Here is a 14,767-nt window from a genome sequence, read left to right as displayed (position 1 = left end):
TAAGTCCTAAAAACTTTTCCCATATTTCTTCCCAAAAAACTTTGCCATTAAAAATGAATTTATTTTTTTGAACAAATCCACCTTTTCCATGTACATAAAAGGTACTTCTTTTGGCATTAAAGAATGTTTTGTCAACCAAACATTGAACAATAACTCACTAACTCTACCAAATAATCTTGCTTCAAATGGAGTCAATCCTGATAAATCCATGCACCCATACATATTATCTAAGATAGAAAATAACCACGTAAAGTAACTATCTGCTAATTCCTTTTTCATGATAAACATGTTAAACATATAGCCACTTCTCTGCTTCATTACCTTATCAAAACTTGACAAATATTCTGGATACTTCTGTTGAATTATTTTTCTAGCCAAATCTAAATGACTGCCATCAAGTGTATGATCATAGTGAGAATAAAGAGTTTCTATGTAATAATTTCTTTTTTTGGGAACAATAATATCCGAGTTCTCCAATAACTCCTCAATTTCATTTTTATTCAAAATAACATCATCTATATTTATTGATTCATTATATAACAATGCTTTTTTCGTGAAATATCGACGATAATGTACCAATCCCAAGTAGTCACATTCTAAATTTTTCCATGCCCAATAGAGACCAGTAAGTTCACAATAGTACGGATTTAAAACGGAAATATTGTCTCCAGTATTGTCTCCTTGAAAACCCAAATCTCTTTTTCCTTCACATCCAACATGGATTGGGAGATAAAGTTCTTTATCCTGTGGCATAATAAATTCTTTATGTGTAGCCACGATTATTTTTATCACTGACATTTTCTATCTACTTCGCTCCATCTCTCATAAGTACAACTTTAATAGTTTTTAGTAAAATTTCAATGTCTTTCCAAATTGTCCAATCGTCTATATAAGCTACATCTAATTTAACAACTTCATCAAAATTCTTAATCTCACTTCTACCACTAACTTGCCAAAGTCCAGTGATACCCGGTTTAAAACTCAATCGACGTTTTTGTTCAGGTTTGTATGTCTCATATTCATCAACTGTTGGCGGTCTTGTTCCAACCAAACTCATGTCTCCTTTCAGAACATTCCAAAACTGAGGAAGTTCATCCAAGCTAGTTTTACGGATAAAGCGACCAATTTTTGTAATGCGAGGATCATTGTCCATCTTAAACATACCACCCTGCATGGTATTTTTCTCCAACAATTCTCTCTTTTTATCCTCAGCATCAATACACATTGATCTAAATTTATAAAAAGTAAAATGTCGGCCGTTTTTCCCTATGCGAGTCTGGGCAAAAATAGCAGGTCCACCATCTTTTCGAATAGCTGGAACTAGAACTATACTAACTAGACCACAAATCATTAAACCAAAAATAGAACCAATAATATCTATGACACGCTTAGCAATTACATGACTATTCTTATAAAATTTCGTCGAAAAAGTAATGACATTTAAACCAGCCATCCCACGGATTTTTTTGTCACGCCCTAGATTATGGTCAAAAGCATTTAGATTAACCGTTACATCAATTCCCATCGTTTCAAAACGAGAAATAAATTCACCAATATCATATTCTTCACTAGGAAGATTGATAAACACTTCGTCCACAACTTCGTGAGTTGCAAAATTTAAAATATCTTCGACTGGTACGACGGTAATAGTATCATGTTGGAAATTAGGTCTATCTAATACACTAACTGCCACCAGTTCTCCAAAGAAATCACCAGTATCAAGTAATTTATTCATTACTTTTTCAACTCTAGATGTTGCTGTAATCAAGAATAGTTTTTTACTCCATTTCAAATTAGGAAATATCCGTTTCGAATAATATTTGATACAAATATTGACTAGATACATTAGAATCGAGTGTAAGGTTAAGAAATACACCATGCCTCGTCTAGAGATACTAAAGCGTTCTTCTAAAAAGAAATTAGAAAGACTAATTGCCAATGCAAAGAAAATGATATATTTTGTCAAGCGAACAAGTTCAATCAAACTCCCTCGTCTAAAAAAATCTTGACCGTAATCGCTAAAATAAAATACGATGTAGTGGAGAATATATAGGACAATCATTGTTGTTGAAAGAATATCTGTCTCTTTAACAAAACTAAGAGAATACCCCAGTAACACTACTATAAAACTCTGGATTACTGCCAGAGATATTTTTATCCCTTTCTCTTCCATAACTACTTCCTTAGTCTATCCCCTATTTTTTACCGTAAGAACCATACTCACCGTAAGAACCATATTTCTCAGCTGAAGTATTGAATTTATTTAATACAACTCCTAAAAATGGTTTATTCGTTTGTTCCAATTGACCTTTAGCCTTGAGCACATCTTTTCTGTTTGCCTCTCCTGCCGCAGTAACTAAAACAGATGCATCACATTTTTGTGTAATAATAGCTGCGTCGATAACGATACCAATTGGCGCTGTATCCACAATAATATAATCAAAATATTTGCGAAGTGTGTCAATCATAGTACTGAAGTTTTCACTTTGCAATAAAGCAGTTGGGTTGGGTGAGATAGACCCAGCTTGAACCACAAATAGATTTTCAACATTGGTATCACATAAACCATGAGATAGGTCTGTTGTTCCAGATAAAAACTCGGTCAATCCAGTAATTTTTTCACGTGATTTGAAGACACCTGACATGACCGAATTACGAATATCAGCATCTACTAACAAGGTCTTGTAACCTGCACGCGCGAATGCCCAAGCAATATTTGTAGAAGTCGTTGACTTTCCTTCACCCGCTTTTACAGAAGTGATAGAAATTACTTGTAAATTATTTCCACTCAATTGTATATTCGTACGCAAGGCATTATAGTATTCTTCCGCTTTTTTGACCAGATTTAATTTTTTCTGTGCTATTTCTAATGTCGGCATAACTCTCTCCTATTTCAATTTCTCCAAATTTGGAACAACTCCCAACAATGCGATTTGCATAACATCTTCAATATCCTCTGGACGTTTTACTCTTGTATCAACCAGTTCAACGATAAGAACAGCGATAACCATAAAGACCGTTCCCCCAAGTAATCCAATAATTGTATTTCTACGGATATTTGGAGAAGATGGTGCTATAGCAGGACGAGCTTCTTCAAGTGTTGTGACATCAGAAACGCGTGTGATACTGATAATCTTTTCAGCAGCTACCTCTCTTAAGGAGTTAGCAATCCGACTAGCTTCCTCAGGGACTCTATCATTAACTGAAATAGATACGATACGGGTATCGACTGGTACGGTTACTTTGACTTTATTAGCCAAATCTTTTGGAGACAAATCTAGTTTCAAATTAGACGTAACCTTTTCCAACACATCTTGAGACAAAATAATTTCACGATAGTCTTTAACTAAGTATGACCCAGCTTGCAAGTCTTGGTTTGTCAAACCTGGTTTATCCCCTTGATTACGGTTGACTACATAAATCCGTGTTGTACTGGTAAACTCCGGTTTAACGATAAAAGCACTATAGGCAAAAGCTAAGGCTCCAACTACAATTGCAACCATTGCAATCAGAATTTTTCGTTTCCAAAGAATTTTAAGCAGGTGTAATACATCGATTTCCATAGTATTTTGTTCTTTCATATTTTCTCCTAAATTATTTGATCCATTATAATTTTCCTAGGGTTCTCTACAAATAGTTCTTCCGCCTTAGCTCTACCATACTTTTTAGAAATAATCTGATAAGCCTCCTCCATATAAGGAGGTCTACTATCTAAGTTATGCATATCACTTGCAATGACATGAACTAGGTCTCTCTCTAAAAAATATTGAGCTCTCTTTTTCATAAATTTATAGGTTTCACCAAAGAGCTTAGGTTTTAGAACATGCGAACTATTTACTTGTGTATAGCATCCCATATCAATCAGCTCTTGAACACGTTTTTCATTATTTTCCAGAGCATCATAACGTTCAATATGAGCAATCACCGGGGTAATCCCTAACATCAAAATATTGCTTAATCCTTTATGAATATCGCGATAGGGTGTATTCATACTAAATTCAATCAAAGCATAACGACTATTGTTGAGAGTAGGAATGCACTTTTTTTCTAATTTTTCTAGAACATCTGGAGTATAGTATATCTCTGCTCCATAAGCAATGACCAAATCATCTGCCACTTCTTTAGCAATCTCACGAACCTTTAAAAAATTCGTCGCTATTTTTTCTTCTGGAGTCTCAAACATCCCTTTTCGACGATGGGAAGTCGAAACAATCATCCTAACACCTTGTTTATATGCTTCTCTTAAAAGGGCTTTACTATCTTCTATAGACTTTGGCCCGTCATCTACATCAAAGACAATGTGAGAGTGGATATCAATCATGTCATCTTCCCTCCATCACATCTTGTATCGCACTTTTAGCAGCTGCTAAGCTACTATCATCGATTTCCATCATATAGAGATTACTATCTGGCATAGCATAAGAAGGAAGTCCCATTTGACCTGTACCTTTGATATCTTGAGAGTTGACTTTATAACTACCACCACTATCTAACTGAGCATTAACCAAATCCATCATCGTTTCGATAGGCATATTTGTTTGAAGAGAATCTTGCAAACCTTGAATTATATCACTATAATTTTTCAAGGCTTCACTGGACGTTAATTTCTGAATGATTGCGACAATAACCTTTTGTTGATTACGTCCACGATCACGATCTCCATCAGCTAAAGAGTAGCGTTCACGGACAAATCCAAGAGCATCTTTCGAATCCAAATGTAATGTACCTACCGGATAATTTTTCCCATTATTTGTATATGCATTAAACTCTTGATCATTATAAACATCAACTCCACCAAGGAGGTCGATCAATTTCAAGAAAGAAGTGAAATTCAAACGAGCATAATAGTTCAAGTCAATACCATAGAGATTTTCCAGTGTATGAATTGAAGCATCTACTCCATAAATACCTGCATGAGTCAACTTATCTTTTTGATTATTCCCTCCGTCTGCAATCGGAACATAGGAATCACGAGGCGTTGTTGTCAAGAGAATCTTTTTCGTTTCACGATTAACTGTCATAATGATATTGACATCAGATCGAGAAACTGAACTGATTGGACCGTAAGTATCAATCCCACTCACATATACATTAAAGGACTGATTCTTAGAAACTTTAGGAGCAGCTACTTCTTTTGTGATATTTTTAGTGTAGATTTTCCTAATTTTTGATGCGTAATCAGGATATTCTGATTCTATAATATTTTCAAAGACACTGTTTAGAATGATTGCCTTTGTATCACCAGCTAGCAAACTCTTATAGGCCGCAAGGTATGAAGTGCTTTGTACAACCGTCAATTCTTTGCTCTGACTAGCCTTGATATCAGCTATCAATTTTTGAATATTCTCATTATCTGTATTCGTAGGCCCTGTAACACTATCTAGTTGCGTGACATTATGAACGTCACTATCTTTCAGAACAACAACACTCATTGAGTATTCTGAGTAATTTGAAGTAGAATTGATATGACTAGTAAAGCCGACAAATTGTTGTAGTGCAAAAAAAGAAACTGAACTCACTACAATAGCTAGCGTTAAAAAGAAAATCGTAAACTTTTCTGCTTTTCTATAAATGATCAAAAGCAGACTCGCTAAAGCGACCAAAATCACTACAGCTGCCGTCATAACATTCAGGTATCTAAACGCCAATATATTATGTCTAAAAATCAAGAACAGCAAAAAACCACCCAATAATACATAAATGGTTAATAAAGCTATATTAATGCTCCGCTTAACTTTACCCGAACGGGCTCTTTTTGAACGTTTATTCATAGTTTTCCCCTATATGTTGATTATCAGAATTATTATATCACAATCATGAAATAATTTCCATTTATTCCTTTTTTTATCAGCGTTTTCAACACATCTTCTAAATGTACTCCGAAGGAAGAATTGTTTTTTTATAATCTGTATAGTATCTATCGCTTCCTATTTTGACATTCTCGTTTCATAGACAGAAGAATCAAAATCAAAAATATAACAAACAAGGTCCCTTACGGAACCTCGCTCATCATTATTTAACATGATTTTCTGCTTCTTTTTGGGCTTTTTCGATTGCTTTTTTGCTTTCTTGCTCCCATTTGATTTTAGCTTCTTCATACTGTTTGGTTGTTACAGTATCTTTTTGCAGCTTCATGTACTTGTAGTTATTGCCGTCACCCTTGATGCCGACTAGTGAATAACCTCTTGTAAATGGCGTTACTTTGGTTACAGATGCTGTTCCACCGCTCGACATAGCTGACATAATCAGAGAATTGTCAATCATCCAAGCCTGTGCTTCAGCATATTTTTCATAGCGTTTGGCTACATCTTTATTTTCACTATCTGCATCTTTAAGCATCTTAGTGTAGGTATCAAGACCCAAGCTAGCAATCTTAGCTTTATCTTCCTGAGCATCTAGACCAAAGATCTTGAGGTAGAATCCATCCTCTGCATTGAAAGGATTGAGATAAGTTGATGGATCTTGATAGTCACCTACCCAACCATCAAAGTTCAAATCATAGTCACGATCAGCTGGTGTCGGTGCCAAGAAGGCTACGTTGTTAAAATCATCTGTTGAAAGTTGTTGAACGTCAATGACAATGTTATCAGCACCCAAAATTGACTCAAGGGTCTGCTTAACTGAGTTCATGCCTGTCACAGCATTTTTACTCGTCTGATCAACTGCCACATCCAAGTGAATTGGGAAGGTCACACCTTGACTTGCCAATTCTTTTTTAGCTTCCGCAAATTTTGCTTGGGCTTTTTCTTTGTTGAAATAGGCATCCTGAGCATCTGCCAAGTTAATACCTGACCATTCTGTGCCATAGTTAACCAATTTAGAAGCGATTACTTCTCCAAAGGTCTTGTCTCCAACTTGGACAAATGTAGGAGGCACTAGGGTGTTACGAAGGGTCTTGCTAGCTGCTTCTTCCCCATTTGACTGGGCAGAATAGGCTGTACGGTCAAAGGCAAAGTTCACTGCTTGACGGAAGTTCTTGTTCAAGACAGCTGTCTCAGTTGACTTCTTCTGCTCATCTGTCGTTTTAGACGTATGGTTGTAAGCCTTACGGTTGACGTTGAAATTGAAATACCAAGAAGTCTTGTCCTGCAAGCTATAGACGATATTATCCTTATATTTCTCCTTTGTCTTAGCAAAGTTAGAACTATTTGGATAAACCCCAGCGATTGAGTAAGCTCCACTTTCAAAGTTACGGATGGTCAATTCTTGGTCTGAGCCATCAAAGTAAGCCAATTTTACGTGTTCAATCGATACTTTGTCATGATCATAGTAATGCGGATTTTTCACATACTCGATCGATGATTTTGATGTGAAATCTTTTAACAAATAAGGTCCACTATAGAGAATGCTATTTGGAGATAGGGTTCCAAAATCTTTCCCTTTTGAATTTAGAAACTCTTCATTTACTGGGAAAAGAATACTGTTCGTTGTTTTTGAGTTCCAGTACGGTTCTGGGCGTGCCAAAGTATACTCAACAGTCTGGTCGTCGATGGCCTTCACTCCAACCTTAGAAAAGTCAGAATCCGCTCCTGTAATGTAATCATTCAAGCCCTTGATCGAGTTTTGAATCAAGTCAAGCGCCTGTGATTTATTATCCACTGCGTACTTGATACCTGTCACAAAATCCTGTGCCTTGACTGGGGCGTACTCTTCACCATCAGCTGTGAACCATTTGGCATCTTTTCTCAATTTGTAGGTATAAGTTAGACCGTCGCTTGAAACAGACCAGTCTTCTGCCAAAGACGGAACTAGGTTTCCATGATTGTCATTTTCAAGCAAACCATCAACTAAGTTAGTAATGATAGCTGTATTATCAGCGTAGTAGTCTAGTAAATAGTTAAATGTAGTTGGGTTTCCACTAAAGGTTGATGAGTAAGTTTTTGTATCTGAACCTGATTGTCCGCAAGCAGCCAAAAGCAAAGCAGCTGCAAAAGTCAGGCCTGCACTAAGAACACGCTTTTTTGTCTTCATCTTCTTTCTCCTTTATGTCAGTTTTTATAACATAATCTTATTTTACCAAAATAGTGAGAATTTGTAAAGTTAATTGAATTTTGAGAATGAAAGTTTATAAACATTGACAATAAAAAAACAAAGGATTTTTGCCTTTCATACAGTTCTCCCTTGTTTTTATACGATTTCATTTTTAGATTTTTCTGTAAAAAATGTTTATAGCAATTCCACACAGAAAGCATCCCATGGAGCTAAGACTTGTTTTTCAAAGGCTTCTTGAGCTGAGGTGTTTTCAATCAAGATCGATTTGACGTTTCCTTCTACGGTCAAGTCTTGTTCTTCATTGGATAAGTTAGCTACGACTAGGAAGCGACGGTCACCATCTTTACGGACATAGGCAAAGACTTTGTCAGCTGTTTCCAATAGTTCAAAGTCAGCTCGAATCAGCCAGCTATTCTCCTTACGGATTTGAACTAGCTTCTGATAGGTATAGAAAATAGAATCTGGATTTGCCAGCGCTTCTTGAACATTGATTGTTGGATAGTTTGGATTCACTGCCAACCAAGGTTGACCTGTTGAGAAACCAGCGTTTTTGCTCTCGTCCCATTGCATAGGGGTACGGGCATTGTCACGTCCAATAACACGGATACTGTCCATGATTTCTTCCATCGGAACACCTTTTTCAAGAGCCTCACGCGCATAGTTAAGAGATTCAATATCTTCTACTTGATCCAGTGTTTCAAACGGATAGTTGGTCATCCCAATTTCCTCACCTTGGTAGATATAAGGAGTTCCTCTCATGAGATGAAGCAAGATGGCAAAGGCTTTGGCAGATTTTTCTCGATATTCTTGGTCATTTCCCCAGATTGAGACGATACGAGGGAGGTCATGATTGTTCCAAAAGAGTGAATTCCAGCCGTCCTCAACGCCTAACTCTGTCTGCCATTTGTTGAAGATTTCTTTTAACTTAGGAATATTCAGTTCTTTTTGATAGTGCCACTTAGGCTGACCTTCCTGATACTGAAGACCGATATGTTCAAAATGGAAGACCATAGACAATTCTTGCCCCTTTGGATTAGAGTAGAGCTTGGCAATCTCTGGCGTTGCTCCCCAGGTTTCCCCTACTGTCAAGAGATTCTTATCTCCAAAGGTCGCTTGATTCATCTCCTTGAGATAGGGATGGAGCATAGGTCCATTATTGACTACTTTCTCATCAGGAATTTTGCCAATCATGTCAATAACATCCATACGGAAACCGCCAATGCCTTTATCAATCCAGAAGTTCATCATCTCATAAATTTTCTGGCGAAGTTTTTCATTCTCCCAATTGAGATCCGGCTGTTTCTTGCTGAAAAAGTGGAGATAGTATTGACCCGAATTTTCATCGTATTCCCAAGCAGATCCGCTAAAGATAGAATCAAGGTCGTTAGGTTCATCCCGCCAAATATAGTAGTCTCGCTCAGGACTGTCGGGATTTTCACAGGCCTCGACAAACCAAGCATGCTCATCTGAGGTATGATTGACCACCAAGTCCATGATGATACGAATATCACGCTTCTTGCCTTCCGCGATTAGTTGATCCATGTCCTCCATGGTCCCAAAAATAGCCGCAATCGCTTGATAATCAGCAATATCATAGCCATTATCATCCATAGGACTGTCATAAACTGGAGAAAGCCAAATCGCTGTAATTCCTAACTTGGCTAGATAGTCTAACTTACTGGTAATTCCTAGCAAATCGCCAATTCCATCTCCGTTGCTATCCATAAAGCTCTTAGGATAAACTTGATAGACTACAGCATTGTGCCACCATTTTTCTTGCATCTTCTTACCTCATTATTTTAATAATCTACAGTCTATGATAGCGCTTTTCAGAATTTTGTGCAAGCGTTTGCCTAATCTTTTTGATTTCTTTTTTAACTCCATAGTTTCCTAACTTCCAATTTTTTATTATAATAGAGGTCAGAGGTAAAAAAATGAAAAAACAATCTTTTAGTTCTGAACAATATTTGAATCTACAGCGCGACCACATTTTGGAGCGCATTAACCAATTTGACGGCAAGCTCTACTTGGAGTTTGGTGGCAAAATGTTAGAAGATTTCCACGCTGCTCGTGTCCTTCCTGGTTATGAGCCCGACAACAAAATCAAGCTCTTGCAAGAGTTGAAAGAGCAAGTCGAGGTTGTAATTGCCATTAATGCGAGCAACATCGAGCATTCTAAAGCGCGTGGCGACCTAGGCATTTCTTATGACCAAGAAGTTCTTCGTTTGATTGATAAATTTAACGAATTGGGAATTTTTGTTGGCTCAGTTGTCATCACACAATACGCTGGCCAACCTGCTGCAGATGCCTTTCGCAACCAGTTAGATAAAAATGGGATTGATTCTTATCTTCATTATCCAATCAAAGGATATCCGACGGATATGGATCACATTATTTCTCCCGAAGGCATGGGGAAAAACGACTACATCAAAACCAGTCGCAACTTAATCGTCGTAACCGCTCCTGGACCTGGTTCTGGAAAATTGGCAACTTGTATGTCCAATATGTACCATGACCAACTCAATGGCATCAAGTCTGGTTACGCTAAGTTTGAAACCTTCCCAGTCTGGAACCTGCCCCTTCATCATCCAGTCAACTTGGCCTATGAGGCTGCCACCGCAGACCTTGACGATGTCAATATGATTGACCCTTTCCATCTCCAAACCTACGGAGAAACCACTGTCAACTACAACCGTGATATCGAAATCTTCCCAGTTCTCAAACGTATGTTGGAACGTATCCTAGGTGAATCTCCATACGCTTCACCAACAGACATGGGTGTCAACATGGTTGGTTTCGCTATTACAGATGATGAAGCTGCTGTCGAAGCTTCTAAACAAGAAATCATCCGTCGCTACTATCAAACTGTTCTTGATTTTAAAGCTGAAAAAGTCGGAGAAACTGCTGTCAAGAAGATTGAACTTCTCATGAACGACCTCGGTATCACACCTGCAGACCGCAAGGTTGCTGTCGCAGCACGCCAAAAGGCAGAAGAAACTGGTGGCCCTGCCCTAGCCCTTGAATTGCCAAATGGGGAAATCGTGACTGGTAAAAACTCTGAACTCTTTGGTCCTACAGCTGCTGCCTTGATCAATGCTATCAAAAAATCAGCTGACATCGCTAAGGAAGTGAAACTAATCGAGCCTGAAGTCGTCAAACCAATTCAAGGTCTTAAAATCGATCATCTAGGTAGCCGCAATCCTCGCCTCCACTCAAATGAAATTTTGATTGCACTTGCAATCACAGCTATGGAAAATCCTGATGCTGCGCGTGCCATGGAAGAACTTGGGAATCTCAAAGGAAGCGAAGCTCATTCAACCATCATCTTGACCGATGAAGACAAGAACGTCCTTCGCAAACTAGGTATCAACGTAACCTTTGACCCATTCTACCAATACGATCGCTTGTATCGCAAATAAATAAACAAGGCTGGACAAAAACTCAATTCGAGATAAAAATCCAGTAAATCTTTACATAATAAAAAAATCAAACGCATAATATCAAGTCTTTTGGACACTTGGTATTATGCGTTTTTATGATTTTTCCATCCTCATTTATTTCAATGAAATTGTCAACTCGACAGAGGCTCCTCCTTGGTCTAGATTGAGCAGGGTCAGACGACCACCATGCAAGAGAGCTACCTGCTTAGAAAAGGCTAAGCCGATACCATGATGGGGATTAGCTGAATTGCGGCTTTGGTCACTCTGATAAAAGAGCCGTTCCGCTCCTAGCAGCATCTCCTCTGAAAATGCAGGTCCATTGTTCCAGATAGCAAAAACCAACTGGTCCTGCTGCACTGATACCATCAGCTTGACTTCCTTTTGATTCTGGTCTGCATGTTCAAGCGCATTCAGTAAAATATTGAGCAAAGCTCGCTTGAGATAGTCCAAATGAATGGACAATCTCAAGCTAAGATCACAATCTTCTTGGAGATAAAAACGATAGCTTTCCTGTTTACTGAACAGTGCCCAATCGTCCTGGAGATAAGCCAAAAAGTCCTCTAAGGAAAGCTGACTGAACTGATTAGAATCAATCTGAAAAGCCTTAGCGTAATCAATAAGAGAGCCACAATATTCTTCCATCTTGTAACTAGCCTGCAAAATCTCAGCAGCATAGTCTGCCTGTGGCTGTCCTAACTGCGCCAATTCCAAGAGCTCAGCATTCCCCTTAATCACAGTTAGGGGCGTTTTCAAATCGTGCGATGTCGCTGATAGCTGTAAAATCAACTCCTGATTATGCTGCTGCTCTTTTTCTAGAAGACGAGCATTTTCTTGGTGGCTACTCCGTAAATCGCTATAGACTTCGAGCATTTCCTCGATCCGAAAAAGCTGGCTTTGATTTTCTTCTAAAAGCTTCTTACTCGTTAGCATTTTTATTTCCCTGTCGATTTTTCGGAGCAATTTCAAAATATGATAAAAAGTAATCAGCAGCAAGCTCCCCGCCCAAAAGAATAAGGTGAAAAGAACGTGATCACTTCCTTGCGTAAATTCATAACCTATAAGCACAAAAATCAAAACATGGAAAAAGACGATTTTTAAACTAGTTGTCCAGACTAGGCTTTTGAAATTACGGGTTCTAATTGCCATCTATAGCCTACTCCTCTCACTGTTGTGATTGCTTGTAGCCCTTCTTGTTTACATTTTTGACGAATCTGATATACGTATTCTGAGATGGAACGAAGCTGTGTTTCTGAGCTTTCTGGATAAAGCAAAGTATGCAGGCGTTCAGCTGAAAAGGTCTGCTTGGGATTGCTAGCTAGTAAATGCAGCAACTTAAACTCTCGCTCTGAAAATTTCAAGACTTTACCAAAACAGATAATTTCATAGCGCTCTGGATAAAATTGACAAGAAGCAATCTCAGAATAGCGCTCCTCACGTCTTTCCTCCCGCCGAAGATGCGCCCTGACACGCGCCAGCAATTCGTTGGTCCCAAAAGGCTTGACAACATAGTCATCTGCTCCGCGAAAGAGCCCTTCCACCTTGTCCGCCTCCAATTCCTTGGCCGTCAAAAATATGATGGGACACGAAAGATGAGGACGAATGTAGGAGCACAGCTCAAAACCATTAACAGGCTCCATCATCACATCTAGCAAAATCAAGTCATATCCGACAAAATGCGTCAGCTCTAGCTCTTCTATTCGATCAAGCGTCGTCACATCATAAGCATCGAGCTCTAGGACATTTTTCACCAGCTTCAAAATGCTCCGGTCGTCATCAACCACCAAAATACGATACTGTCTCATGATTTCCATTATAGCATACCTCTAGCGAACATCTCGTTTCAAGGTCAAGAATATAGCAGAGCTCCAAATCAAAGCTAGCCAGAACAGCTGTATTCCCAACCCTGATAGATCTATCGAATTCTGAAGCCCTTCATACTCAAAAAGATTTAGCGTAGCCAGATCGGGCAGGTACTTTGCTTCTTTGATAAAAGTTGCCAATAAACGGCTAAGACCAATCAAGAGAGGAAATAGCACCGACACCGGCACAACCCAAGATTGAAAGAGCAAAGCGAGGCCAGCAGCTAAAAGAGCCAGAAAAAGATTGCTGAGAAGACCAAAAGAGCTGTAATAGAGGAATTTCCCCAGTAAGGGCCAGCTAAAGTCTAGGTCAAATCGAGCCAGCATAACAAAGAAACAGCTGCCTATCATGACACTGTAGAGAACCAAGAGCAGAACGGCCAGAAAAAGGAATTTCCCAGCCAACCAAGCCTTTCTATTTGATACGGTTAGAAAATTCGTTCGCATCCCAGACTTGACAAACTCCTGGGCAAAATAGAGGGAAGTAAAGATGACGATGACAGGCTGCGCCAGATAGAGAGCATGCAAAGCTTCACTCAGAGCCTTTGTCTGGCCAACTGCTGTCTGACTGTAGTCAAGATTCATCAGAAAAAAAGGAACGACTACCAGAGCCACAAATGCGGCACCAAGAACGAGATAGTAAGAACGAAACTTAATCCATTCACTTTTAAGCAGAGCTTTTATCATCAGTAGCGTCCTCCTAAATCCGTCTTCAAAAAGCGCAGAGAGGCCATGACGCCGATGACTAGCAACCATACGCTTATTATCAAGAGTCCTTGCAAGGGATTGTTGGCATATTGGGAAGTTGGCGTTGCAGCAAACAACTCTACTGCTGGCTGTGGCAAATATGCCCCCCAACTCGTGTGAGCAGCTAGGTAGTTTCCCAGATTATAGATCTGGGGTACGAGAAATAGCAGAGGAACTAGCATGGTCCGAGCCAATAAACCTAACAAAAATGAAAGGATCCCCAAGAGGGTTAGAGATAAGGTTTTCCACAAAATCAAACTCCAAGCTGCCTGATTGAGCAAAATCGGATCAAGCCCTTCCTTTCCTAAAGCCAGATGCATGACCATATAGCTCAAATAAATGGATAACAAGCTAATGATGAGTGAAAACAAACCAAAGGTCAATATTTTCCCCATAAGTAGCTTCAAGCGGTTATTACAAGCCAATAGACTGGTTCGCAAGCTATGAGACTGAAATTCCATAGCTCCCAAAATTCCAGCTAAAATGACCAAAACCATGACCGCCATAGAAGCCCCGTTGAGACCTAGATATTCCAGCGGATCAATGGCGTTTATCAGATTAGGAACCGTCTCAGGTGTAGCATCCAAGCCGATAGACAGATATTGTCGGCCCTCCAACCAGGATACGACAGGCACCAATAGTAGCATGAAGGCCACACTCACTTTGAAAGCCTTGATTGATCGGATTTTCAACCATTCTGAATGCAATAAGGACATCGTCTCTTTCATC

General features: G+C 38.9%; 13 protein-coding genes. 1 reads left to right on the top strand and 12 read right to left on the bottom strand.

The features are described from left to right. Positions 1-6 precede the first annotated feature (6 nt). The 8 genes from D7D53_RS00605 to D7D53_RS00565 form a co-directional block, all read right to left on the bottom strand. On the bottom strand, positions 7-798 hold the full coding sequence (locus D7D53_RS00605; protein WP_120769794.1) for a DUF4422 domain-containing protein: 792 nt from the start codon (positions 796-798) through the stop codon (positions 7-9). 7 nt (positions 799-805) lie between these two features. Continuing rightward, complete coding sequence (locus D7D53_RS00600) at positions 806-2,173, bottom strand: sugar transferase (RefSeq protein ID WP_120769793.1); 1,368 nt, start codon at positions 2,171-2,173, stop codon at positions 806-808. A 22-nt stretch (positions 2,174-2,195) separates the two neighbouring features. After that, positions 2,196-2,879: a tyrosine-protein kinase gene (locus D7D53_RS00595; RefSeq protein ID WP_120769792.1), complete on the bottom strand. Its 684-nt coding sequence runs from the start codon at positions 2,877-2,879 to the stop codon at positions 2,196-2,198. A 9-nt stretch (positions 2,880-2,888) separates the two neighbouring features. Beyond that, on the bottom strand, positions 2,889-3,581 hold the full coding sequence (gene cpsC / locus D7D53_RS00590; RefSeq protein WP_120769791.1) for a capsular polysaccharide biosynthesis protein CpsC: 693 nt from the start codon (positions 3,579-3,581) through the stop codon (positions 2,889-2,891). A gap of 8 nt (positions 3,582-3,589) precedes the next feature. Next, positions 3,590-4,321 (bottom strand): capsular polysaccharide biosynthesis protein Cps4B, encoded by a 732-nt coding sequence (gene cps4B / locus D7D53_RS00585; RefSeq protein WP_120769790.1) that lies wholly within the window; start codon positions 4,319-4,321, stop codon positions 3,590-3,592. A 1-nt stretch (position 4,322) separates the two neighbouring features. After that, a complete protein-coding gene (cpsA, locus tag D7D53_RS00580; RefSeq protein ID WP_120769789.1) occupies positions 4,323-5,771 on the bottom strand; it encodes an LCP family glycopolymer transferase CpsA in 1,449 nt (482 codons plus the stop codon). A 241-nt stretch (positions 5,772-6,012) separates the two neighbouring features. Then, positions 6,013-7,971, bottom strand: a complete 1,959-nt coding sequence (locus tag D7D53_RS00575) for a peptide ABC transporter substrate-binding protein (RefSeq protein ID WP_120769788.1) — start codon at positions 7,969-7,971, stop codon at positions 6,013-6,015. A gap of 195 nt (positions 7,972-8,166) precedes the next feature. Then, the gene (locus tag D7D53_RS00565) at positions 8,167-9,774 is read right to left on the bottom strand and encodes a glycoside hydrolase family 13 protein (protein WP_120769786.1); all 1,608 of its coding nucleotides are present in this window, start codon (positions 9,772-9,774) and stop codon (positions 8,167-8,169) included. 152 nt (positions 9,775-9,926) lie between these two features. Between D7D53_RS00565 and D7D53_RS00560 the strand changes: the two genes are divergently transcribed. Continuing rightward, on the top strand, positions 9,927-11,411 hold the full coding sequence (locus tag D7D53_RS00560) for a DUF1846 domain-containing protein (protein ID WP_120769785.1): 1,485 nt from the start codon (positions 9,927-9,929) through the stop codon (positions 11,409-11,411). 135 nt (positions 11,412-11,546) lie between these two features. On the opposite strand, the gene D7D53_RS00555 is transcribed toward D7D53_RS00560, so the two are convergent. The 4 genes from D7D53_RS00555 to D7D53_RS00540 are packed head-to-tail and all read right to left on the bottom strand — an operon-like array spanning position 11,547 to position 14,766. Further along, positions 11,547-12,578, bottom strand: coding sequence for a sensor histidine kinase (locus D7D53_RS00555; protein ID WP_084945099.1), 1,032 nt, complete (start codon positions 12,576-12,578; stop codon positions 11,547-11,549). Next, positions 12,545-13,243, bottom strand: a complete 699-nt coding sequence (locus D7D53_RS00550) for a response regulator transcription factor (protein ID WP_084945098.1) — start codon at positions 13,241-13,243, stop codon at positions 12,545-12,547. The genes D7D53_RS00555 and D7D53_RS00550 overlap by 34 nt, the downstream gene beginning before the upstream one ends. A 12-nt stretch (positions 13,244-13,255) precedes the next feature. Continuing rightward, positions 13,256-13,978 (bottom strand): ABC transporter permease, encoded by a 723-nt coding sequence (locus tag D7D53_RS00545; RefSeq protein ID WP_000588278.1) that lies wholly within the window; start codon positions 13,976-13,978, stop codon positions 13,256-13,258. Then, on the bottom strand, positions 13,978-14,766 hold the full coding sequence (locus tag D7D53_RS00540) for an ABC transporter permease (protein ID WP_000665377.1): 789 nt from the start codon (positions 14,764-14,766) through the stop codon (positions 13,978-13,980). Before D7D53_RS00540 ends, D7D53_RS00545 begins: the two co-directional genes overlap by 1 nt. Between the last annotated feature and the right edge of the window lies 1 nt (position 14,767).

The organism is Streptococcus gwangjuense (assembly GCF_003627155.1).
Lineage (GTDB): Bacteria > Bacillota > Bacilli > Lactobacillales > Streptococcaceae > Streptococcus > Streptococcus gwangjuensis.
This window is presented reverse-complemented; position numbering and strand designations above follow the sequence as displayed.